Origin of the sequence: Phenylobacterium sp. (assembly GCF_004299445.1) — a bacterium.
Classification (GTDB): domain Bacteria; phylum Pseudomonadota; class Alphaproteobacteria; order Caulobacterales; family Caulobacteraceae; genus Phenylobacterium.
Genome location: NZ_SCTC01000003.1, coordinates 157,611 through 178,284 on the forward strand (window position 1 = coordinate 157,611; position 20,674 = coordinate 178,284).

General features: G+C 69.5%; 22 protein-coding genes. 11 read left to right on the forward strand and 11 right to left on the reverse strand.

Annotation, left to right across the window (positions count from 1 at the left end; genetic code table 11):
- Window positions 1-102 precede the first annotated feature (102 nt).
- Window positions 103-963 carry an SDR family NAD(P)-dependent oxidoreductase gene (locus EPN98_RS00995; RefSeq protein WP_293359007.1) on the reverse strand — a complete coding sequence of 287 codons (861 nt, stop codon included), beginning with the start codon at window positions 961-963 and terminating at the stop codon, window positions 103-105.
- A gap of 60 nt (window positions 964-1,023) precedes the next feature.
- Window positions 1,024-2,550 (reverse strand): histidine ammonia-lyase, encoded by a 1,527-nt coding sequence (gene hutH, locus EPN98_RS01000; protein WP_293359010.1) that lies wholly within the window; start codon window positions 2,548-2,550, stop codon window positions 1,024-1,026.
- A gap of 158 nt (window positions 2,551-2,708) precedes the next feature.
- On the opposite strand from hutH, the gene hutC reads away from it, so the two are divergent.
- Complete coding sequence (hutC, locus tag EPN98_RS01005) at window positions 2,709-3,416, forward strand: histidine utilization repressor (protein WP_293359013.1); 708 nt, start codon at window positions 2,709-2,711, stop codon at window positions 3,414-3,416.
- A 30-nt stretch (window positions 3,417-3,446) separates the two neighbouring features.
- Here the strand turns inward: hutC and EPN98_RS01010 are convergent, their stop codons facing one another.
- The 4 genes from EPN98_RS01010 to EPN98_RS01025 form a co-directional block, all read right to left on the reverse strand.
- Entirely contained in the window at window positions 3,447-3,722 is a 276-nt protein-coding gene (locus EPN98_RS01010; protein WP_293359016.1) for a hypothetical protein, read from the reverse strand.
- 179 nt (window positions 3,723-3,901) lie between these two features.
- Entirely contained in the window at window positions 3,902-4,030 is a 129-nt protein-coding gene (locus tag EPN98_RS01015) for a hypothetical protein (RefSeq protein WP_293359019.1), read from the reverse strand.
- A gap of 64 nt (window positions 4,031-4,094) precedes the next feature.
- Entirely contained in the window at window positions 4,095-5,039 is a 945-nt protein-coding gene (locus EPN98_RS01020; RefSeq protein ID WP_293359022.1) for an ornithine cyclodeaminase family protein, read from the reverse strand.
- Window positions 5,040-5,216: 177 nt separating this feature from the next.
- On the reverse strand, window positions 5,217-5,420 hold the full coding sequence (locus EPN98_RS01025; RefSeq protein WP_293359025.1) for a hypothetical protein: 204 nt from the start codon (window positions 5,418-5,420) through the stop codon (window positions 5,217-5,219).
- A gap of 117 nt (window positions 5,421-5,537) precedes the next feature.
- On the opposite strand from EPN98_RS01025, the gene EPN98_RS01030 reads away from it, so the two are divergent.
- Genes EPN98_RS01030 through leuB form a run of 3 tightly spaced genes read left to right on the forward strand, consistent with a single transcriptional unit; the run spans window position 5,538 to window position 8,830 of the window.
- Complete coding sequence (locus EPN98_RS01030) at window positions 5,538-6,983, forward strand: aldehyde dehydrogenase family protein (RefSeq protein WP_293359028.1); 1,446 nt, start codon at window positions 5,538-5,540, stop codon at window positions 6,981-6,983.
- Window positions 6,976-7,734, forward strand: a complete 759-nt coding sequence (locus tag EPN98_RS01035) for a glucose 1-dehydrogenase (protein ID WP_293359030.1) — start codon at window positions 6,976-6,978, stop codon at window positions 7,732-7,734. The genes EPN98_RS01030 and EPN98_RS01035 overlap by 8 nt, the downstream gene beginning before the upstream one ends.
- Window positions 7,718-8,830, forward strand: a complete 1,113-nt coding sequence (gene leuB, locus EPN98_RS01040) for a 3-isopropylmalate dehydrogenase (protein WP_293359033.1) — start codon at window positions 7,718-7,720, stop codon at window positions 8,828-8,830. The genes EPN98_RS01035 and leuB overlap by 17 nt, the downstream gene beginning before the upstream one ends.
- A gap of 3 nt (window positions 8,831-8,833) precedes the next feature.
- Here the strand turns inward: leuB and EPN98_RS01045 are convergent, their stop codons facing one another.
- Window positions 8,834-10,174, reverse strand: coding sequence for a carotenoid oxygenase family protein (locus EPN98_RS01045; RefSeq protein WP_293359036.1), 1,341 nt, complete (start codon window positions 10,172-10,174; stop codon window positions 8,834-8,836).
- A gap of 191 nt (window positions 10,175-10,365) precedes the next feature.
- Here EPN98_RS01045 and EPN98_RS01050 point away from each other — a divergent pair, with 191 nt between their 5' ends.
- The gene (locus tag EPN98_RS01050; RefSeq protein WP_293359038.1) at window positions 10,366-11,571 is read left to right on the forward strand and encodes an acetyl-CoA C-acyltransferase; all 1,206 of its coding nucleotides are present in this window, start codon (window positions 10,366-10,368) and stop codon (window positions 11,569-11,571) included.
- Here EPN98_RS01050 and EPN98_RS01055 read toward each other — a convergent pair.
- Window positions 11,568-12,026 carry a nuclear transport factor 2 family protein gene (locus EPN98_RS01055; RefSeq protein WP_293359040.1) on the reverse strand — a complete coding sequence of 153 codons (459 nt, stop codon included), beginning with the start codon at window positions 12,024-12,026 and terminating at the stop codon, window positions 11,568-11,570. The genes EPN98_RS01050 and EPN98_RS01055 overlap by 4 nt on opposite strands.
- Before the next feature lie 122 nt (window positions 12,027-12,148).
- On the opposite strand from EPN98_RS01055, the gene EPN98_RS01060 reads away from it, so the two are divergent.
- Genes EPN98_RS01060 through EPN98_RS01070 form a run of 3 tightly spaced genes read left to right on the forward strand, consistent with a single transcriptional unit; the run spans window position 12,149 to window position 14,820 of the window.
- Window positions 12,149-13,648 (forward strand): carotenoid oxygenase family protein, encoded by a 1,500-nt coding sequence (locus EPN98_RS01060; RefSeq protein ID WP_293359043.1) that lies wholly within the window; start codon window positions 12,149-12,151, stop codon window positions 13,646-13,648.
- Window positions 13,649-13,666: 18 nt separating this feature from the next.
- Complete coding sequence (locus EPN98_RS01065; RefSeq protein ID WP_293359046.1) at window positions 13,667-14,437, forward strand: SDR family oxidoreductase; 771 nt, start codon at window positions 13,667-13,669, stop codon at window positions 14,435-14,437.
- Complete coding sequence (locus EPN98_RS01070; protein ID WP_293359049.1) at window positions 14,434-14,820, forward strand: nuclear transport factor 2 family protein; 387 nt, start codon at window positions 14,434-14,436, stop codon at window positions 14,818-14,820. The genes EPN98_RS01065 and EPN98_RS01070 overlap by 4 nt, the downstream gene beginning before the upstream one ends.
- Here the strand turns inward: EPN98_RS01070 and EPN98_RS01075 are convergent.
- Window positions 14,808-15,356, reverse strand: a complete 549-nt coding sequence (locus EPN98_RS01075; RefSeq protein ID WP_293359052.1) for a nuclear transport factor 2 family protein — start codon at window positions 15,354-15,356, stop codon at window positions 14,808-14,810. The genes EPN98_RS01070 and EPN98_RS01075 overlap by 13 nt on opposite strands.
- Window positions 15,357-15,360: 4 nt before the next feature.
- Entirely contained in the window at window positions 15,361-15,777 is a 417-nt protein-coding gene (locus EPN98_RS01080; protein ID WP_293359055.1) for a nuclear transport factor 2 family protein, read from the reverse strand.
- A 425-nt stretch (window positions 15,778-16,202) separates the two neighbouring features.
- On the opposite strand from EPN98_RS01080, the gene EPN98_RS01085 reads away from it, so the two are divergent.
- Genes EPN98_RS01085 through EPN98_RS01095 form a run of 3 tightly spaced genes read left to right on the forward strand, consistent with a single transcriptional unit; the run spans window position 16,203 to window position 19,489 of the window.
- The gene (locus EPN98_RS01085; RefSeq protein ID WP_293359058.1) at window positions 16,203-18,473 is read left to right on the forward strand and encodes a TonB-dependent receptor; all 2,271 of its coding nucleotides are present in this window, start codon (window positions 16,203-16,205) and stop codon (window positions 18,471-18,473) included.
- Between the two features lie 60 nt (window positions 18,474-18,533).
- Window positions 18,534-18,965 (forward strand): nuclear transport factor 2 family protein, encoded by a 432-nt coding sequence (locus EPN98_RS01090; RefSeq protein WP_293359061.1) that lies wholly within the window; start codon window positions 18,534-18,536, stop codon window positions 18,963-18,965.
- Window positions 18,962-19,489 carry a nuclear transport factor 2 family protein gene (locus EPN98_RS01095; protein WP_293359063.1) on the forward strand — a complete coding sequence of 176 codons (528 nt, stop codon included), beginning with the start codon at window positions 18,962-18,964 and terminating at the stop codon, window positions 19,487-19,489. Before EPN98_RS01090 ends, EPN98_RS01095 begins: the two co-directional genes overlap by 4 nt.
- 206 nt (window positions 19,490-19,695) lie before the next feature.
- On the opposite strand, the gene EPN98_RS01100 is transcribed toward EPN98_RS01095, so the two are convergent.
- Window positions 19,696-20,646, reverse strand: a complete 951-nt coding sequence (locus EPN98_RS01100) for a helix-turn-helix domain-containing protein (RefSeq protein ID WP_293359066.1) — start codon at window positions 20,644-20,646, stop codon at window positions 19,696-19,698.
- Between the last annotated feature and the right edge of the window lie 28 nt (window positions 20,647-20,674).

Consider the following 20,674-nt stretch of genomic DNA (forward strand, 5'->3'; position numbering starts at 1 on the left):
GTTCAGCGGAGGAGGCTCGCCCCCTCCACCATCCGCTCTTCGCTGCGCTCGGCGGACGGTCCCCCTCCCGCCGCTTCGCGGGGGAGGTGAGCCGTCGAACCTCTACCCGATCAGCCCCAACCGCTTCCCGACGATCCGGTCCATGGTCCGCTTCGGCAGCACGTACTCGCTCATGAAGACCTGCATCGGGCTGGGCGACACGGTGTAGCGAACCTTGGGCTTCGCCGTCGTCAAGGCCGTGTGGATCACCTCGCCGATGCGCTCCGGCGGCAGGCCCGAGCGGCCCAGCTGCAGCATGTAGCCGCGCAGCCGGTCGAGCGCCGGCGCATAGACGGTGTTGGCGTAGCGGCTGGTGTCGGTCTCGTCGGCCTTGTCCCAGATGGGCGTGGCTACCGCCCCCGGCGCGACCACGATCACATCGACGCCGAACGGCAGCAGTTCCCGGCGCAGCGCCTCGGACAGGCCCTCCAGGCCGAACTTCGAGACGTTGTAGGGCGCCATGAACGGGTTGGCCGTCTTGCCGCCGACCGACGAGATGTTGACGATCCGGCCCGGGTCCTTCGCCACCGGCGAACCGGCGCCCAGCAGCGGCGCGAAGGCCTGGGTGGCGATGACCACGCCGGTCAGGTTCACCTCCAGCTGTTTGCGGAACTCATCCACCGGCAGGTGGATCAGGGGCCCGGCCACCGCGATGCCAGCGTTGTTCACCAGGCCCGCCAGGGTCGCGCCGCCCAAGGCCGCCTCGACGGTGCGCGCCGCGGCCTGGGCGCCAGCCTCGTCGGTGACGTCGAAGATCAGCGGGGTGAAGGCCGGACCCACCTCAGCGGCGACCCGCTCGGCGTCGGCCGCCTTCCGGACGCTGCCGAACACCCGGAAGCCCTTGGCCGCCAGCACCTTCGCCGTCGCCAGTCCGATCCCTGTCGACACGCCCGTGACGACGACCGCCTTGCCCGCCTGAGCCATTCTGTTCCCCGCCCGATGTTCCTCCCCCTAAGGTGGGGGCAGCGGGACGGTCGGCAAGGCTTAGACCCCCGGCAGCGTCCGCGCCGCCGCCTCCACGACCGCCCCGTCAGCGACCAGCGCGTTGGCGGCCATCAGGTCGGGATGGAAATGGCGGTCGTCCTCCAGGTGCGGGACGCGGGTCCGTAGAAGCCGCCGCACGGCCTCCAGGGGCGGGCTCGAGACCAGCGGCGCATGGAAGTCACAGCCCTGGGCGGCGGCCAGCAGCTCGATGCCCACCACCGCCTGCACGTTTTTCGCCATCGCCAGCAGCCGCCGCGCGCCGTGCGCGGCCATGGAGACGTGATCCTCCTGGTTCGCCGAGGTGGGGATCGAGTCCACGCTGGCGGGATAGGCCATCTGCTTGTTCTCGGAGACCAGGGCCGCCGCCGTCACCTGCGGGATCATGAAGCCCGAGTTCAGCCCCGGCTTCGGAGTCAGGAACGCCGGCAGGCCCGACAGCGCGGGGTCCACCAGCATGGCCACCCGCCGCTCGGCCAGCGACCCGATCTCGCACAACGTCAGCGCGATCATGTCGGCGGCGAAGGCGACGGGCTCGGCGTGGAAGTTGCCGCCCGACAGCGCTTCGTCCGTATCCGAGAAGATCAGCGGATTGTCCGAGACCCCGTTCGCCTCGTAGCCCAACGTCGTGGCCGCCTGACGCAGGACGTCCAGCGCCGCCCCCATCACCTGCGGCTGGCAACGCAGGCAGTAGGGATCCTGCACGCGCTCGTCGTCCTTGAGGTGCGAGGCCCGGATCGCCGAGCCGGCCATGAGCGCTCGCAGCGCATCGCCGGCCTCGATCTGCCCGGGCTGACGACGAAGGGCGTGGATGCGGGGATCGAACGGCGTGTCCGAGCCCTTCGCCGCCTCGGTCGAGAGGGCGCCCGTGATGAGGGCCGTCTGGAATACGCGTTCGGCCTCGAACAGGCCGGCCAAGGCGTTGGCGGTCGAGAACTGCGTGCCGTTCAGCAGGGCCAGGCCCTCCTTGGGCCCCAGGGTCAGCGGCTTCAGGCCCGCGGCGGCCAGCGCCTCAGCCGCTGGGGTGCGCACGCCCGCCACGTCGATGGCGCCGACCCCGATCAGGGCCGCGGCCATGTGCGCCAGCGGGGCGAGGTCGCCCGACGCGCCGACCGAGCCCTGCGCCGGGATCACCGGCGTCAGCCGTCTGGCCAGCAGGGCTTCCAGCAGCGCGATGGTGGTCGGCGATACGCCCGAGGCGCCCTGCGCCACGCTGGCCAGCTTCAGCGCCAGCATCAGCCGCGCAACCGGCTCGGGCGAGAGCTCCCCAACGCCGGCCGCGTGGCTCAGAACGATGTTGCGCTGGAGCGTCGTCAGGTCCTCGGCCCCGATCCGCACCGACGCCAGCTTTCCGAACCCGGTGTTGATCCCATAGGCCGGCTCGCCCCGGGCCACGATCCGCCCCACCGCCTCGGCGCTAGCGGCCACAGCGGCGGCGCAGGCTGGGTCCAGGCGCACGTCGGCGCCGCGATAGATGGCGCGCCAGTCCTCCAGGGGAACGTCGCCGGGGCGGAGCGTCACCGCGGGCATGGTCTGATCTCCGAGAACGCGGACGTATGGGAACGGCGTGCATGGGCCGGGCGAGCCCGCCATTTGCGACGCGCTCGAATAAGTCTAGACATATTTGGACCGCCCCGGAGTTGTCCAGTGACCGATGCTGGCGTCTTTTCGATCACGGCCGTGCGCGCGTGACCGCGCCCCTGCACCAACGCATCCGCGCCGACATCGAGGCCCGCATCCGCTCCGGCGAATGGGCGCCCGGCCACCGTGTGCCGTTCGAGACCGAGCTGGTGGCCCAGTACGGCTGCGCGCGGATGACGGTGAGCAAGGCCATGGCCGGCCTGGCCGAGGCGGGCCTGATCGTACGTCGTAGACGCGCCGGCTCGTTCGTGGCGATGCCCAGGATGCACGCGCCGGTCCTGAACATCCCCGATATCCAGGCCTCGATCCTGGCCCGTGGCGAGACCTACGCCTTCCGCCTGCTGTCGCGCCGCGTCCGCGCCGCCCGCCGCGACGCGCCTGAGGACGTCGAGTTGGCCGCTGGTGGCGAACTCCTCGAACTTGAAGGCGTGCACGATGCCGCCGGCCGCCCCTTCGCCCTGGAGCGGCGCCTGGTCAGTCTGAATGCCGCGCCCGCCATGGCCGCCGCCGACTTCACCTCCGCCTCGCCCGGCGCCTGGCTGCTGGAACATGTCGCCTGGACCGAGGCTGAGACCCGCATCAGCGCCGCCAACGCCGACGCCGATGTCGCGCGCCTCCTGGCGCTGGAGCCCGCCACCGCCTGCCTGATCGTGGACCGCCACACCTGGCGCGGCCCCGACCACGTCACCCGTGTCCGCCAGATCTTCCCCGGCGACGCCTACGACCTCGTCGCGCGGTTCGGGCCGGGCGCCTGACGCGCTCCAAGCTTCAACAGTGAGGAACGGCTAAGCCGCCGCCCTCTCCGGCTGAGTCCACCCGATCGCCACGCCCAGCACCAACGGCATCCCGCGCAACCGCCGCACCAGCGTCTCGGCCCGCCGGGTCGACAGCCCGTCGGCCTCGATCCTGATCCGCACGCCATGCGGCCCACGCTCCAAGGTCACGCTGGCCAGTCGCGCCGCCTGCACCGCGAACGGCGTCAGCACGCGGATCAGCGCATCGAATTCATCCGTCGCCTCGACCACGAAGCAGTGGCGGCGCGCGCAAAGGCTATCGGTCATCGCCTCGCCTGCTCCCGCTGGCGGCGTCGCGCGCCATCCGGATCGGGCGGATCTCAAGGGCGATAATCATCATGGTCATGGTCGGTCTCCTGTGGACTTGAGGGGGACCGGCAGGGCGCAACAAAAAACCCCGCTGCCTTTCGGAAGCGGGGTTCTGATCTTGCAATCCGCCGGAGGTCTTAACTCGCGTGCGTTCGCCCCGCTTCGGAAGTGGCGGTGGTAATGATCATCATCGTGGAGGCGGGACGGCCGACCGCGACCGGCGCAACGCCGGCGAAGGTTTCGGTCATGTCGAGGCGATAGGCCACGGCGTCCACATCCTGCGGTTCGCCCGCGCTCTACCCGCTCTAGGCCTCAGGCGCAACGATGGCCTCAGTCAGACGCCTCGTACAGCGCCTTGGCCGCGGCCAGATCCTGCACCACGTGGCCCAGCGACTTGTAGACGGTGATCTGTTCGGCCGACTGCCGGCCCTCGAGATCGCCGGCCAAGACCTCTCCGATCTCGCCCACGACGTGGTCGTCGCCGATCAGGCCGGCCGCCTTGGCGTTCAGGAACTCCGCGCCCTGCGCCAGCACGCCCTCGCGGCTATCGGCGATGAACCGCGATCTCACCACCAGGTCGTGATCCACTTCCACCGACCCAGGCCCGCTGGACCCCACCAGGTTCACGTGCGTCCCGGGCGCGACCCAGGCGCCCATAAGGATCGGGTCTCGGGCGTTGGTCACGGCCGTGACGATGTCGGCGTCGGCCACGGCTTCGCGGACGCCGGACGCCGCGGTGACAGCCAGTCCCAGCTCCGCCCCAATCCGCTCGGCGAACGCGGCGGCGCGGGTCGGATCGCGGCCCCAGACGGTGATCTTCGACAGCGGGCGCACCTTGGAGATGGCGCGTGCGTGGGTCTCGGCCTGTTCGCCGTAGCCCAGGATCGCCATACGGTGGGCCTCGGGCCGGGCCAGCGCATCCGTCGCCACCGCGCTCGCCGCCGCGGTCCGGATCGCCGTGATCTCGCCGGCGTGGGCGATGCACACCGGCGCGCCGGTCTCGCCCTCGAACAGCACGACCACGCCCTGGTGCGACTGCAGTCCCTTGGCGAAGTTGCCGGGATAGACGCCGATCAGCTTGGCGCCGAACATCCCGCCCTCGGCCAGCGCGCCCGGCATGATCCCGAATACGCCGTTCGGCCCCAGCGGCAGGATCGAGCGCAGGTGCTGCAGCGTCTCGCCCTTCGAGAATGCGATCATCGCTTCGCGCACCAGCGGGATGCACAGCTCGTACGTCAGCCGCCGCCCAACCTCTTCACGATCGATGATCCGCATGGCCGCGCCACGACTCCACGAGCAAGCAAACGGGAGCCGCGGCGGCCCTTTGGGGACGACCGCCGCAGCCCAGCGATCCGATACGCTGCCGACCGCGTTGTCCAGGACCTGGCGTCCTGGCCCACGACGTCGCGCCGGCCCAGGATTTCGCCGTGGGTCGCTGCTCTCCGGTGTCGGTCAGCGAGGGAACGCGCCACCGGGTTGGGAGCCGACGCCGCTCGCCGCGGACGCGCGATACTCTTCGGCCATCGCCTCCAGCCGCTCGGCCTCGAGGCGCAGGAGCTCGACGACGCCAGGCGTCGTCTGCCGCGGGATCGCGGCGCGCAGCGCACGGGCCTGCTGGAGCAGATCTGGCGGAGCCCGCCGGTCTCGGATCGACATCACAACGTCACCGTGACGCTGCCAAACGACAGTCTCGTGACAGTCCGCCGTCAGACCCCGCGGCGCCGGGTAGGCGCGGCGTCCGGCGCATGGCTTAATCGCGCCGGGGGAAACGGCGTGGCGGTCGAGCTGAACAGGAACGGCTTGCGGATCGGCGGCGACTGGCGCAACGGCGCCGGCGGTCGTCTGCCTGTCGAGAACCCGTCCAGCGGCGAGCGCGTCGGCGATATCGCCGCGGGTGACTCCGACGATATCGACGCCGCCGTCGGCGCCGCCCGCGCCGCCCTGGACGGCGACTGGGGCCGACTCAGCGCCACCGAACGCGGCCGGCTGCTGGCGCGACTGGGCGGTCTCGTCGCCGAGCATGCGGAACGCCTGGCCCTGATCGAAGCGCGCGACGTCGGCAAGCCGCTCCGCCAGGCCCGCGCCGATGTCGCCGCCCTCGCCCGTTACCTCGAATTCTACGCCGGCGCGGCCGACAAGGTGCTGGGCGAGACCATCCCCTACCTGCCCGGCTATACGGTCCACACCCGGCGCGAACCCCACGGCGTAACCGGCCACATCATCCCCTGGAACTATCCGCTGCAGATCATCGGCCGCTCGGTCGTGGCGGCCTTGGCCATGGGCAACGCCGCGGTCGTGAAGCCCGCCGAGGACGCCAGCCTGTCGGCGCTGGCCTTCGCGGCCCTGGCGGAGGCGGCCGGGCTGCCGTCCGGCGCGGTGAACGTCGTCACGGGCCTGGGCGAGACCGCCGGTGCGGCGCTGGCAGGCCATCCCGGCATCGACCACCTCTCGTTCACCGGCTCCGGACCGGTCGGCGCCCTGGTGCAGGCCGCGGCCGGCCGCAACGGCGTGGGCGTCACGCTCGAACTGGGCGGCAAGTCGCCCCAGCTCGTCTTCGACGACGCCAACCTGGACAAGGCGCTGCCGGTGCTGGTCACGGCCGCGATCCAGAACGCCGGCCAGACCTGCTCGGCCGCCTCGCGCATCCTGGTGCAGCGTGGCGTCCACGACCGGGTCGCGGCGGCGCTGGCGGAACGCTTCGCGGGCCTGGTCGCCGGTCCCGCCGAGGCCGACCTCGACATCGGTCCGTTGATCTCGGCCCGGCAGAAGGCCCGGGTGGAGGCCTTCATCGTCCAGGGCCGCACGGACCTGACGCTGGTGGCTGAGGGCCGTATCGCGCCAGACGCGTCGGCGGGCGGACACTACGTCGCCCCGGTCCTCTTCACGGGCGTCCCGGCCGACCATCCGCTGTTCCAGGAGGAGCTCTTCGGCCCCGTCGCCCTGGTCACCGCCTTCGAGGACGAGGCTGAGGCCCTCGCGCTGGCCAACGCCACCCGCTACGGCTTGGTGGCCGGCGTCTGGACCCGCGACGGCGACCGCCAGATGCGGCTGGCGCGCGACCTGCGGGCGGGGCAAGTGTTCATCAACAACTACGGCGCGGGCGGCGGCGTCGAACTGCCGTTCGGCGGCGTGGGCGCATCGGGGCACGGGCGCGAAAAGGGGCTGGAGGCGCTCTACGGTTTCTCGGCCTTGAAGACGGTGGCGCATCATCATGGCTGATCCGGGCAAGCTCAGCGGCCAGGCCGCGGTCGTCACCGGCGGCGCCTCCGGGTTCGGCGAGGGCATCGTGCGGCGGTTCGTGGCCGAAGGCGCCCGCGTCGCCATCGCCGATCTCGACCTGGCGGCCGCCCGGCGGCTGGCCGACGAGCTGGGCTCCGCCGCGGTCGCTCTGGCGGTCGACGTCTCTGTCGCCTCTCAGGTGGACGCCATGGCCGCCGAGGCCCGAGCCCGGCTAGGACCGATCGGCATCGTCGTGAACAACGCGGGCATGCCCCAGGCGCCGGGCGCGCTCGCCGAGATGTCCGAGGACGCCTTCGACCGGCTGTTCGCGGTCAACGCCAAGTCGGTTTATCTGACCAGCCGCGCCTTCGTACCCGCGATGACCGAGGCGGGCGGCGGGGCGATCCTCAACATCGCGTCGACCGGCGGCGTGCGGCCCCGGCCGAACCTGACGTGGTACAACGCCTCGAAGGGCTGGATGATCGCCGCCACCAAGGCCATGGCGATCGAGCTCGCGCCCGCGGGCATCCGGGTCAACGCGCTGAACCCGGTGGCCGGCGACACGCCCATGCTGGCCACCTTCATCGGCGGCGACACCGACGAGGCGCGCGCCCGCATCGTCTCGACGATCCCGCTGGGCCGGCTGTCGACCCCGGCCGACATGGGAGCGGCGGCGGCCTTCCTGTGCTCGGCGGACGCGGCGATGATCACCGGCGTGGCCCTGGAGGTGGACGGTGGCCGCTGCATCTGAGACGCCGCTGAAGCTCCTGGTGCTGGCCGGCGACGGCATAGGACCCGAGGTCACCGAGCAGGCGCTGCGGGTCGTGGACTGGTTCGCGCCCCGGCTGGGCCGGCCGCTGCAGATCCGCCACGGCCTGGTGGGCGGCGCCGCGATCGAGGCGTGCGACGAGGCGGTCAGCGACGCCGTGGTCGCCGAAGCGAAGGCCTCTGACGCCGTCCTCTTCGGCGCCGTCGGCGGCGAGCGTTGGGACGCGCGGCCGGTCGGGCGGCGTCCGGAGTCGGGCATCATCCGTCTGCGCCGCGAGCTCGACGTCTTCGCCAACCTGCGCCCGGCCATCGCCTACCCCGAACTGGCGGACGCCTCGGCGCTGCGGCCCGAGCTGGTCGACGGCCTCGACATCGTCGTCGTCCGCGAACTGACGTCGGGCGTCTACTTCGGCCAGCCGCGTGGCCAGGAGACCACCGCGACCGGCGCACGCCGCGCCTTCGACACCCAGGCCTACACCGACGCCGAGATCGCCCGGGTCTGCCGCGCCGCCTTCGAACTGGCCCGGGGCCGCTCCGGCCGGGTCTGCTCGGTGGACAAGGCCAACGTCATGGAGACCGGCCGCCTCTGGCGCACGGTCGCCGCCGAGGTCGGCGCCGAGTTCCCCGATGTCGAACTCAGCCACATGTACGCCGACAACTGCGCCATGCAGCTGCTGCGCCGACCCAAACAGTTCGACGTCATCGTCACCGACAACCTGTTCGGCGACATCCTGTCGGACGCCGCCGCGATGCTGACCGGATCGCTTGGCCTGGCGCCCTCGGCCTCTCTGGGACGGCCTCGCACCGACGGTTCGGCCCTGGGCCTCTACGAGCCCGTGCACGGCTCGGCCCCCGACATCGCCGGTCAGGGCGTCGCCAATCCGCTGGCGGCCATCCTGTCGTTCGCCCTGTGCCTGAAGCACTCCTTCGGTCGCCCCGACCTGGCGCTGCAGTTGGACGCCGCGGTTCGCCGGACGTTGAGCCAGGGCTTCCGCACCCCCGACATCGCCGGCCCTCAGGCGCGTCCGATCGGCACGGTCGCCATGACCGACGCCGTCCTGGCCGCGCTCGACACCTGAGCTTCAGGCGGTAAACCAGTTCCCGTGTGCGCCGTAGGGCACGCGCCTTGGCAGTTGGACCTCGGCGACCGGCCCGGAGTCGAAGGCCTGGGCGTCCAGGATCGACAGGCGCGAGACCTGGTCGTCCTCGTCGTGGCTCAGGGCAAGGACCCAGCCGTCGTCCTCGCCGCGGGCCGCCGGCCTCGGCACGAAGATCGGTTCGCCAAACCGCCGGCCGGCGCCGCCGTCGTAGGTGCTGCGCGCGCCCGTCTCCAGGTCGTACTTGAGAAGGTGCTGGCCGAGGGTGAGCGTCGGAGCCTTCGAGTTCAGGGTCGCCATGTAGCCCCACCGCGCGCGCAGGCCGACCAGGCCGTCGTTCACGCGCGGGAAATCGCAGGCCATGTCGTCCAGCTGTTCCTCGGTCACGGTTCCGGCGGCCTGATCGATCGTCCACTTCCACAGCCGGCCCGTGGTGGCGTCGCCGTCGTAGAGGTTGCCGAACCCGCCGGCCATCGCCTGCTCCTGGCGGCACACATGGATCACGATCCGCTCGCCGTCCTCGTAGGCGTTGACGGGGTGGAAGACGTAGCAGGGATTGATGTCGAACCAGCGCACCGCGCCCCCCGCCCCGTTGCGCTTCATCACCCCCAGCCGCGCGCCGGCCTCGGGCTTGAACCGCAGCGGCGGCAGGCCCCGCATGGCGTCCTGCAGGCTGAACACCACGGGGAGGTCCATGAACACCACGTGGTTCCGGGTGATGTTCCAGTCGTGCATCATCACCGGGTTGGGGATGTCGATCGGCTGGCTCTCGACCAGCACGCCCGCCGCGTCGGCGCGGTAGTAGGTCAGGTAAGGCGCCTGAGCCAGCTGGTAGCCGAAGAACAGGAGTTCGCCCGTCGCCGGGCACACCCGCGGGTGGGCCGTCATCGCGCCCTTCAGGCGTCCGCCGAAGTCGTGCGCCCCCAGGGTGGCGAGGTCGCGATCCACCGCCCACGGCAGATGGGCCTCTTCCAGAGCGAGCATCCGGCCGGCGTGGCCCACAATGTTGGTGTTCGCCGGCGAGGCGCTCAGGTCGAACCGCGCCGCCATCTGCCCCATATCCTGCTCGTAGTAGGGCGTGCGGACGTAGCGGTTGCGATAGTGCGCCTGACCGCCGCCCAGTCGGACGGCATGCAGCATGCCGTTGCCGGCGAACCAATGCTCGCTGGTCCCCGACCGCGGGTTCATGCCCGCCCGGATGTAGTCGCCCTCCAGGTCCTTGGGGATCTCGCCCTTCACCTTGAGCGGACCGGCGTCGATCTCGTCGAGGACGGGCGCCCAGTTGCCCTGCAGGTGCCAGGCCGGCGCGTTGGACACGTCGTTCATCTCGACCTCCCCGCGCCGGATCGTTCGGGCCGGCGGCCAGACCGTCTGCAGCGCCCGGCGACGCTAGGCAGGGGCCCAAATGCCGTCAAGCTTGCCCGGATCGGGCGACCGGGCCGCCGCCCACCCCGGATCGCGCTTTCCGCCGCAGGATAACTTCGCTTACAAGACTGACTCTGGGTGGGAGGAGCGGCATGTCGGTCTACATCTTCGACGCCGTGCGGACGCCGCGCGGAAAGGGACGGCCGGATGGCGCCCTGGCCAGCGTCAAACCCGCCCGGTTGGTCGCCCAGCTCGTGGACGCCCTGCAACGCCGCAACGGGGCCGAGGCCGTCCGCTCCGCCCGGCACTTCACGCTGGGCTGCGTGACCCAGGCCGGCGTTCAGGGCGGGCACATCGCCCTGTCGTCCCGCATCCAGGCCGGACTCCCGGACGAGGTCGCCTGTCTGACGATCAACAACTTCTGCGTCTCGGGCCTGAGCGCTATCGCCGATGCTGCCCGCCGGATCGAGAGCGGCCAGGTCGAGATCGCTCTGGCAGGCGGCGTCGAAAGCATGTCGCAGGCGCCGTTCCTGGCCGATCAGGCCGACTACTACAGCGACATGGAGATGGCCGCCGCCATGGGCTGGGCGCCGGTGGGGCTGGCCGCCGACCTGCTGGCCACCACCGAAGGCATCACCCGCGCCGAGATGGACGCCGCAGTCCTTCGCTCGCATCGCCGAGCGGCCGCCGCCTGGGCCGAGGGTCGCTACGATGACCGGGTCATCCCGGTGACGGACGCCGATGGCGGCGTCGCGCTGGCCCGCGACGAGAACATCCGCGACTTCGGCGAAGGCGCGGTCCTGGCCAAGCTGGGCCCCATCTTCGCCGCCACAGGCGCCCAGGGATATGACGAGATCCTGCTGGCCCACCGGACCGAGCTGGACGCCGTCCAGCACCCCCACACCGTGGCGCACTGCCCGCCGATCTCGGATGGCGCCGCGCTGCTGCTGCTGGGCACGCTGGAGGCCGGCCGAGCGCTCGGCCTGACGCCGGTGGCGCGCATCCGATCGGTCGGCGAGGCCGCCGCCGACCGGGTGATGCAGCTCACCGCCGGTCTCTCGGCCATGGAGCTGGCGCTGGATCGCGCCGGCCTGGCGCTGGGCGACGTCGGCGCCGTCGAGTTCATGGAAGCGTTCGCCGTGGCGCCCGTGCTCTTCGAGCGACGCTACCGGCCCGACATGGACCGCGTGAACCCCAACGGCGGCCACCTCGCCATGGGTCACCCGATGGGCGCCACGGGCGCCATCCTCGCCACCACCCTGCTCGACGACATGGCCCAGCTCGACGCCGCGACCGGCCTGGTGGTGGCCACCGGCGGCGTCGGGGTCGGCGCCGCCGTGGTGCTCGAACGGGTCTAGTGTTCCGTGGTCCCCAGCGCCTTCAGCAGCTGGGCCCGGTCGTAGTACTCACGCCACGTCTTCACCTTGCCGTCCTTGACCTCCAGCACGCCGACCACCGGCACCGAGCCCGGCTTGCCGTTGTAGGTGAACCGGTCGACCCGCTCGATGAACACCAGGCCGTCGATCACGCCCATGTGGGAGACGTCCAGCACCACCCCGTCCGGCGCGCCTTTGCCCAGCGCGGCGATGCGCTGGTAGATGGCCTCGCGCCCCTTCACGGGCTCGATCATCATCGAATGCAGCACGCCATCCTCGGCGAACAGGTCCCCGACCTTGCGCCAGTCGGCGGCCTTCCAGGCAGCGATCATCTCCTTGACCACCGCGATGCGGCCGGCGTCGGTGTCGGCCGCCTGTGCGGCCATCGGCGCAAGCGCCATCGCAAGCGCCGCAGCGGCGGCCAGAAGCACTCTCATGACGTCTCCTCCCGTGCCGGCGCCGCCTCGACGCCGACTAGTCACTTGCACAACAAGACCATGATGCTAGTCTGAGCACAAGGGCGCGCCGATCCGGCCGCCATGACTCTCGGAGAGCTCTGATGAAGATGGAGCGGCTGCCGCCGGTGAAGACCTCCCTGCGGCCGAGCAACCACCCCTATCTGAACGGGGCCTGGACGCCGCTGCACGAGGAGGTCGACGCGACCGACCTCACCGTCATCGAAGGCAGGATCCCCACCGACATCGACGGGATCTACGTCCGGAACACCGAGAACCCCGTGCACCAACCGCTGGGCCGCTACCACCCGTTCGACGGGGATGGGATGCTGCATATGATCAGCTTCAAGGACGGCCACGCCGACTACCGCAACCGCTTCGTCCGGACCCGCGGTTTCGAGGCCGAGCAGGAGGCCGGGCAGGCCCTCTGGGGTGGGCTGATGGACGGACCCGACGTGTCTCTACGCCCGGGATTCGGCGCCCACGGCGGCCTGAAGGACGCCTCCTCCACCGACGTCGTCGTCCACGGCGGCAAGATCGTCTCCACCTTCTACCAGTGCGGCGAGGCCTACTGGCTGGACCCCGAGACGCTGGAGCAGGGCGGCGTGGCCAGCTGGGGTCCGCTCGACGGCGTCTCGGCGCACACCAAGATCGACGAGGCCACCGGCGAGCTCCTGTTCTTCAACTACTCCAAGCACGCGCCCTACATGCACTACGGCGTGGTCGATCGAACGGGAAAGCTGGTCCACTACGTGCCGGTGCCCCTGCCCGGCCCGCGACTGCCGCACGACATGGTCTTCACGACCAACTACTCGATCCTCAACGACCTGCCGGTGTTCTGGGACGAGGAACTGCTGAAGCGCAACGTCCACGCCGTGCGCGAGCACCGGGGCTTGCCCTCCCGCTTCGCGGTGATCCCGCGCTATGGCGACACCCAGGACATCAAGTGGTTCGAGGCGGACCCGACCTACATCCTGCACTTCCTCAACGCCTACGAGGAGGGCGATGAGATCGTCATGGACGGCTACTTCCAGGAGAAGCCGACCCCCCGGCCCCTGGCGGACGCGCCGGACGGCTACCAGCACATGATGGCCTTCGTCGACGAGCACAGCTTCATCCCCAAGCTGCACCGCTGGCGCTTCAACCTGAAGACCGGCAAGACCACCGAACACCATATGGACGAGCGCATCCTGGAGTTCGGGATGTTCAATAACCGCTATGCGGGAAAGCCCTACCGCTACGCCTATTCCACCCGCACCAAGCCCGGCTGGTTCCTGTTCAACGGCTACGTGAAGCACGACCTGCAGACCGGCGAGAGCTGGGAGCTGAACCTGCCCGAGGGCCGCTACGCCAGCGAGAGCCCCTTCGTGCCGCGCATCGGGGCCAAGGACGAGGACGACGGCTATCTGGTCAGCTTCATCATCGACGAAAACACCGGCACGTCGGAGTGCATCCTGGTGGACTGCAAGAACTTCGAGGCGGGGCCGGTGGTCCGCATCGCCCTGCCGCACAAGATCTCCAGCGGCACCCACAGCGTGTGGGCCGACCGCGAGTTTATCCGCGAGGGCCGCATCGCCAGCCTGAGCGCCGCGCCCGCCGCCTGATCGGAAGACTTCAGCACCATGGACATCAAGGACAGCGTCGCCCTGGTCACGGGCGGCAACCGCGGTATCGGCGAAGCCTTCGTCCGCGCCTTTCTGGCGGCGGGCGCGGCCAAGGTCTACGTCGGCGCCCGCGACCCGAAGAACGCCCAGCATCTGGTCGACGAAGGCCAGGGCAAGGTCGTGGCCGTCGAACTGGACATCAGCAGGCCCGAGCAGATCGAGGCTGCGGCTGCACGCTGCCAGGACGTCTCGATCCTGGTGAACAACGCCGGCCAGTTCGCCATGCAGACCCTGATGGGCGCCCCCGACCTCTCGGCGGCGCGCTCGGAGATGGAGACCAACTACTTCGGCCCGCTCGCCATGTGCCGCGCCTTCGCCCCGATCCTGGCGCGCCACAAGGAAAGCGCGATCGCCAACGTGCTGTCGGCCGGCGGCATCGTCGCCGTCCCCGGCATGGGCGGCTACAGCCCCTCGAAGTTCGCGGGCCGCGCCATGACCACCTGCGTCCGCGCCGAACTGGCCCCGCAGGGCACCTCGGTCACCGCCCTGATCGTCGGCTCGGTCGACACGCGGATGGCCAGCCACGTCGAGGGCTTCAAGGAGACCCCGGCCACCATCGCCGAGGCGGGCCTCAAGGCGATCCGCAAGGGCGCCGACGAGGTCGACACCGACTTCATGGCCATCGACGTCCGCGCCAACCTGGCCCGCGACCCGAAGGCCCTCGAGATCGCCATGCGCCGCTCCCTGCTGGGCGAGCGCGTCACCACCGGACGCCAGGGACCCGCATGACCAGCCAGGACTACATCGACTTCGCCAGGAAGTTCGTCGGCGCCATCCAGAGCGGCGACACCGCCACGGTGCGCGCCTGTTATCACCCGGACGCCAAGCTCTGGCACAACAACGACGGGATCGAGCAGACCGTCGACCAGAACATGAAGGTCCTGGACTGGTTCATCCGCGCCCTGCCCGACCGCAACTATCGGGTCCTGCGGCTCGAGGCCCTGCCGGACGGCTTCATGCAGCAGCACATCCTGGAAGCCACGCTACCGGACGGGACGAAGTGGGCGATGGACGCCTGTGTGGTCGTGAAGATGGAGAACGGGCTCATCACCCGGCTCGACGAGTACATCGACAGCGCCAAGTCAGCCCAGCTGCGCGCTCACGGGCGCTGAGGCGGGGCGTCGTAGAGCGGATCGTTCGGCTTCTTGCCGCCGTGCAGCAGGATGGCGGGATCGCCGATCCCGCCGCGGGCCCAGGTCTCAGCGATCGGCTGCTCGCGGTTCCACTCCCAGCGCAGGTTGCGGCGCGCGATCCGCCAGACCCCCTCACGCTTCTCCATCCGGTCCACGGCGCGGGCCAGCGTCAGGGTCTCGAACGGCGGCTCGGCGGCGGGATAGCGCGCGAACGAAAGGTAGTAGGCTTCGGAAGTGGCCCTGCCCGGCCCCTCCAAGTCCACAAGGATGTTGGTGACCGTATGCGTCATCAGCCGGTCGCTGTGCAGTGTCGGCAGAATGGCGGCGATATAGTCGCTGGCGGGGCCCAGGAAGGATCCGCCGTGATCCTCGACCGCATCATCGTGATAGCAGCCCCGCAGCAGCGCCTCATCCCCGCGGTCGACGGCGCGGCTGTAGCGCAGGATCACTTCCGTGATGGCCTGCTTGTCCAGCAGGGCGCGGAGTTCGGCCTGGGAGACATCCGGTTCGCTCATGGCCTTATCGGGTCTTCGCGTCGAAGTCCTCGACCAGTCCCATGGCCTTCAGGAGATGCGCCCGGTCGTAGTACTCCCGCCACACCGAGATCAGGTCGCCATCGAACTCGAGGACGCCCACCACCGGCGCTGAGCCGAACTTGCCCCGGATCGTGAACTCGTCAGTCCGCTCCATGTAGAGCACCCCGTCGATCACGCCCATGTGGCGGATGTTGAGGACGATCGACTCCAGGCCGTCGCCCAGTCCGGACACCCGCTTGTAGACCGCCTCACGACCGACGATGGGCTCCACCATCATCGAGTGCAGCACGCCATCGGGCGCGAACATATCGGCCACCTTGCGCCAGTCCAGCGCGCGCCAGGCCTCGGCCATCTCGCGGCCCTTGGCGATCTTCTGTTCGTCGCTCAGCGTTACCGCCATGGCCTGCGCCCTCCCTCGATCCAGATGCAGCAATTAACTTGCATAACAGTACGAACATCTGGCAAGTCGTTTTCTGCAAGCGTCACTGAACCATCGAAGCGCGGGGCGGCGAAGCCCTGTCACACTCCGGCGGTTATGTGACTTGCTTGACGAGACGCAAACTGACTGCCTATCGCTTTCGAGCCTACGGGTAACAAAAACAATAAGTATCGGGAGGTTGTGACCAGGGATAACTGCAAGTCATAGCGCGCCAACGGCAGTTTTTTGCTGCGGTATATTGATGGCGTTATGCAAGCCGACCGCGCGACCCTTGTCCGCGGATCGGACAGGAATGTCCCAGTCACGCCCCCCGTTCGCAACCGCCTCGTCGCGGACAACACAGGGGACCGCGCCGCCACCGCGGCGGGGCCCGGGGGAGATGAAAAATGAGACTTCAGCACACCGTATCGGCGATCGCCCTGCTGGCGGGTCTGGGCCTGGGCGCGCCCGCCATCGCCGCTGACGCGGACAACCAGCTCGAGGAGCTGATCGTCACCGCCCAGAAGCGCGAGGAGAACGTCCAGACCGCGCCGCTGGCGATCACGGCCATCTCGGGCGCCACGCTCGCCAAGGACCGCGTGCTGACCCTGCAGGATCTGGCCAACACCATGACCGGCATCTCGTTCACCGCGAACTCGCCGCAGTCGTTCGAGATCAACATCCGCGGCGTCGTGAACACCCGCCTCAGCTCGCCCACGGCCGACCAGTCGGTCTCGACCTTCATGGACGACGTCTTCGTCAGCCGCGCGGGTAACCTGAACTCGGCGTTCTACGACATCGCCCGCATCGAAGTGGTGCGCGGCCCCCAAGGCGTGCTGCTGGGCAAGAACGTGGCCGGCGGCGCGGTCAACATCATCAGCGCGGCGCCCAGCTTCGACGCCAGCGGGAAGGTCACCCTGACGCTCGGCAGCTATGACCTGCGCCAGACGCAAGGCTACGTGACCGGCAAGATCACCGACGGGCTGGCCGGCCGGATCTCGTTCCAGACGATCAACCACGACGGCTTCTACAAGGACATCCTGCACAACACGCGGCTGGAGAACCTCGACTCCACGCAGGCCCGCGTGCAGTTGCTGTACCGCCCCGAGGGCTCGGACCTCAGCGCTCACCTGATCGTCGACTACGCCAAGGACAGCAACGACGGCATCCACCGCGTCGGCCTCAAGAGCCCCACGCTGCCGGCCAGCTTCACGCCATGGTCGGGCACGCGCACGCTGATCGCGGCGCGGCGTCCGGGCGGCCTCAAGCAGGATGAGAGCCTGCCGATCTGGCCGCTGTTCCGGGGCGACACGGCCCCGACGCCGCAGCGCGCCGACCACGAGACCTACAGCATCATCGCCAAGGTCGAGAAGGACGTGGCCGAGAACGTCCGCTTCTCCAGCATCACCGGCTATCGCCACAACCACTCGTTCACGCTGTACGACCAGACGGGCCTGGGCCCGGCCAACGGCTTCAACGTGGCCGCCCCGCTGCTGTTCGCCGAGCCGGTGAACTTCATCGAGGGCATGAACCAGGTCTCGCAGGAAGTGCGGCTGGCCTCGACCAACGTCGACAGCCGCTTCGACTGGCTGGTCGGCGCCTACTACCAGAAGACCAATGTCCACCAGTACAACCGCTTCTGGGGTGAATCGACGGTCCTGCCGACGCTGTCGGGCGAGAGCCACTGGGACGACCATGGCCACAATCGCGACCTCGCCGCCTTCGCGCAGGTGGGCTTCAAGATCTCCGACACGCTCAAGCTGGACGTCGGCGCCCGATACACCAAGGACAAGAAGTACGGCTTCCAGCGCGGCATCATCGTCGCCACCGGCGACAGGCTGAACCCCAACGACACCGCGCCGCTGACCCCGCTGACCACCAACTTCGCGACGGCCTACGGAGAGTCCTGGGACGAGCTGACCCCACAGGCCACCCTGCGCTGGACGCCCGACGACGCCAACATGGCCTATTTCACGCTGTCTAAGGGCTTCAAGGGCGGCGGCTTCCAGAACAACGCGTCCAACGCCTTCGCCGCGGCGAAGCCCTACGAGCCTGAAAGCGTCACCAACTACGAAGCCGGCTACAAGACCGAACTGTTCGACCGTCGCCTGCGCTGGAACACCGCGGTCTTCTACATGAAGTACAAGGACCTGCAGGTTCAGCAGACCCTGGCCTCGTGCCTCTGCAACGTCATCAGCAACGCGCCCGGCGCGACCATCAAGGGCGCCGAGACCGACGTTCAGATCGCGCCCACGCCCTGGCTGCGCGTCTGGGGCAGCGGCAGTTACGTCCACGCCGAGTACGACACCTTCGTCTTCGCGGGCGTCAATAACTCTGGCAACCGCATGCAGCGCACGCCGCGGTGGCAGGGCGTGATCGGCGCCGAGGTCACGACCGACGTCGGCTCGTGGGAGGACGCGCTGTCGGCCCGCCTGAACTACCGCTACCAGGGCCGCATGCCCTGGGCGCCAGAGAACACCACCTGGGAAGACGCCTACGGCATTCTCGACGGCCGCGTGACCCTCACGCTGCCCAACCGCCCGTGGAGCGTCTCGGTCTACGCCAAGAACATCGGCGACACCGAATACCGGACCAACATCATTCCCTTCTTCCAGGAAGAGATGTCATCGTTCGGCAATCCCCGGACGTACGGGATCGAACTCTCGGCGTCCTTCTAGACCACCTCTTCCAGCCGGGCGGCCGTCCGCCGCCCGGCGTCCTCTTTCCCAAGAGTTTGCATGGGCCAGCGCATCGAGATCCTCCGCCGGCTGATCCAGGCCTGGCAGGCCAAGGACATCGAGAAGGTCCTGTCCTTTATGTCCGACGACATCGTCTGGCACTACGCCGTGGCCGTCATGCCGCCCGTTCGCGGCAAGGCCGCCGCCCGCAAGCTGCTGACGCGCTTCCAGGCCGACATGCATCGCATCGAGTGGCGGATCTTCGCCTACGCAGAGGCCGGCGACCGGCTGTTCGTCGAGGGCGTCGACGACTACCTCACGCCCGACGGCCATCGCGTCGCTACGCCCTATGCCGGCGTCCTCGACTTCCAGGGCGACCTGATCGTCGGCTGGCGCGACTACGTCGACCTCAGCGTCGCCGCCGAACAGAAGGCCGGCCAGCCCCTCAGCCGCCAGGTCCTCGACCTGCTCGACCGCCCGGTCGCCCCATGACCGTCAACCGCCGAACCCTCGTGGCCGCCGCCGGCGCGCTGGCCGCCGGTCCCGCCCTCGCCCCGCCGGCCCTCGCCAAGGAGACCGCCATGCCGCGCCTCTATCCCGTGCTCGAGGCGATCATCGCCGCCTGGAAGACGCAGGACGTGGAAGGCGTGCTGGCCTGCGTCACCGACGACATCGTCTGGCGCAACTCGTCCGGCTACGCGCCCTCGATCAAAGGCAAGGCCGCCATGCGCGAGGCGCTCACCAGGATGAAGGCCGCGATCGCGCCGGGCAGCAACAAGTGGCGCATCTTCGACTACGCCGAGTCAGCCGACCGGCTGTTCATGGAGGGCGTCGACGAGTTCGACCTCGTCACCGGCCAGCATGTCGCCATCCCCTACGCCGGCAGCCTGCAGTTCCGCGGCCAGCTGGTCAGCGAGTGGCGCGAATACTTCGATGGCCGCATCAGCGCCGAGATGAAGGCCGGTGCGCCGATGACCGCCGAGGTCCGGGAGATGCTGGACCGGCCTACGAAGTAGTTTTCCTTTCCCACGCAGTGGGAGAGGGGGACCGCACGCCGAGGCCGAAGGCCGTAGAGCGGGTGGTGGAGAGGGCGAGCCTCATCCACTGATCTAGCTGGCGCCCGATCGATCCGCCGAGCTTGAAGCCCGCCCTCTCCCCCATCGGCTCTCCGCTACGCTCGGCCGATGGTCCCCCTCTCCCACTGCGTGGGAAAGGAAGAGGGTTATCGGGGCGGCGTCACGTTGAACGCCGTCACCTCTTCGTGGCACTGGTCGCAGGTCACCTTCGACACCAGCTCGTGGCCACAGGGACGGTGATAGGTGATCAGCGGCGGGCCCTTGCCGTCGGCCAGCCAGCGGTCGCCCCAGCGGTTCAGCTCGGCGATCAGCGGGTAGAGGTCGCGCCCCTCGTCGGTCAGCCGATACTCCCAGCGATCCGGCCGCTGCTGGTACAACTCCTTGCGCAGGACGCCCAGGTCCACCAGCCGTGACAACCGGTCGGCCAGGATGTTGGGGGCCACGCCCAACGCGTTCTGAAAGTCGTTGAACCGCCGGCGCCCCAGGAACGCCGAGGCGATCACATGGCTGGTCCAGCGGTCGCCCAGCACCTGGAAGGCGCGGTCCAGCATCGGGTTGCCCTGGTTCAGGCTGCCCGAGGGCACGATCGAGCGGCGTTGGACGCGCGGCGGCGGGGACGGATCAAGGCCCGCGCCGGGACCCTCCTCCACATAGACGTCTCTGGGGCTCACCAGTTCGCCGCAGCACCGGCACCGGAACTCGGGCGTGAACGCCTTGCCGCAGGTGTGGGTGAGGCGGTGGGCCGGGTTGGCCGGATCGTAGAACCACCGCTTCTCCCAGCGGACGATCATCAGCGCCAGGCTGTAGAGATCGAGCCCCATCTCGGTGAGGTGATACTCTTCGCGGACCGGCCGTTCCTGGTAGCGGACCTTCTCGAACACTCCGGCCTTCTGCAACCGGCGCAACCGGTCGATCAGCAGACTGCGGGCCAGACCGATGCTGCCCTGGAACTCGTCGAAGCGGCGCACGCGCTGGAACGCGAGATAGAGGATCATCAGCGTCCAGCGATCGCCCAGGATGTTGAGGGCGCGGGTGGCGGAATTGGCCTGGACGAGCTGGGTCTGAGGCGGCGCTTCGGAAGTTGGGGGTTTGGCCATGTCGCCTCGGACTACGCCTTGCGACCCT

Coding starts and splice junctions, on each gene's coding strand:
- EPN98_RS01080 (WP_293359055.1), bottom strand. CDS start 15,777: ATGGCGGTAACGCTGAGCGACGAACAGAAGATCGCCAAGGGCCGCGAG.
- EPN98_RS01010 (WP_293359016.1), bottom strand. CDS start 3,722: ATGACCGATAGCCTTTGCGCGCGCCGCCACTGCTTCGTGGTCGAGGCG.
- EPN98_RS01095 (WP_293359063.1), top strand. CDS start 18,962: ATGACCGTCAACCGCCGAACCCTCGTGGCCGCCGCCGGCGCGCTGGCC.
- hutH (WP_293359010.1), bottom strand. CDS start 2,550: ATGCCCGCGGTGACGCTCCGCCCCGGCGACGTTCCCCTGGAGGACTGG.
- EPN98_RS01035 (WP_293359030.1), top strand. CDS start 6,976: ATGGCTGATCCGGGCAAGCTCAGCGGCCAGGCCGCGGTCGTCACCGGC.
- EPN98_RS01065 (WP_293359046.1), top strand. CDS start 13,667: ATGGACATCAAGGACAGCGTCGCCCTGGTCACGGGCGGCAACCGCGGT.
- EPN98_RS01055 (WP_293359040.1), bottom strand. CDS start 12,026: ATGAGAGTGCTTCTGGCCGCCGCTGCGGCGCTTGCGATGGCGCTTGCG.
- EPN98_RS01060 (WP_293359043.1), top strand. CDS start 12,149: ATGAAGATGGAGCGGCTGCCGCCGGTGAAGACCTCCCTGCGGCCGAGC.
- EPN98_RS01025 (WP_293359025.1), bottom strand. CDS start 5,420: ATGTCGATCCGAGACCGGCGGGCTCCGCCAGATCTGCTCCAGCAGGCC.
- EPN98_RS01075 (WP_293359052.1), bottom strand. CDS start 15,356: ATGAGCGAACCGGATGTCTCCCAGGCCGAACTCCGCGCCCTGCTGGAC.
- EPN98_RS00995 (WP_293359007.1), bottom strand. CDS start 963: ATGGCTCAGGCGGGCAAGGCGGTCGTCGTCACGGGCGTGTCGACAGGG.
- EPN98_RS01020 (WP_293359022.1), bottom strand. CDS start 5,039: ATGCGGATCATCGATCGTGAAGAGGTTGGGCGGCGGCTGACGTACGAG.
- EPN98_RS01050 (WP_293359038.1), top strand. CDS start 10,366: ATGTCGGTCTACATCTTCGACGCCGTGCGGACGCCGCGCGGAAAGGGA.
- EPN98_RS01085 (WP_293359058.1), top strand. CDS start 16,203: ATGAGACTTCAGCACACCGTATCGGCGATCGCCCTGCTGGCGGGTCTG.
- EPN98_RS01090 (WP_293359061.1), top strand. CDS start 18,534: ATGGGCCAGCGCATCGAGATCCTCCGCCGGCTGATCCAGGCCTGGCAG.
- EPN98_RS01100 (WP_293359066.1), bottom strand. CDS start 20,646: ATGGCCAAACCCCCAACTTCCGAAGCGCCGCCTCAGACCCAGCTCGTC.
- EPN98_RS01045 (WP_293359036.1), bottom strand. CDS start 10,174: ATGAACGACGTGTCCAACGCGCCGGCCTGGCACCTGCAGGGCAACTGG.
- EPN98_RS01070 (WP_293359049.1), top strand. CDS start 14,434: ATGACCAGCCAGGACTACATCGACTTCGCCAGGAAGTTCGTCGGCGCC.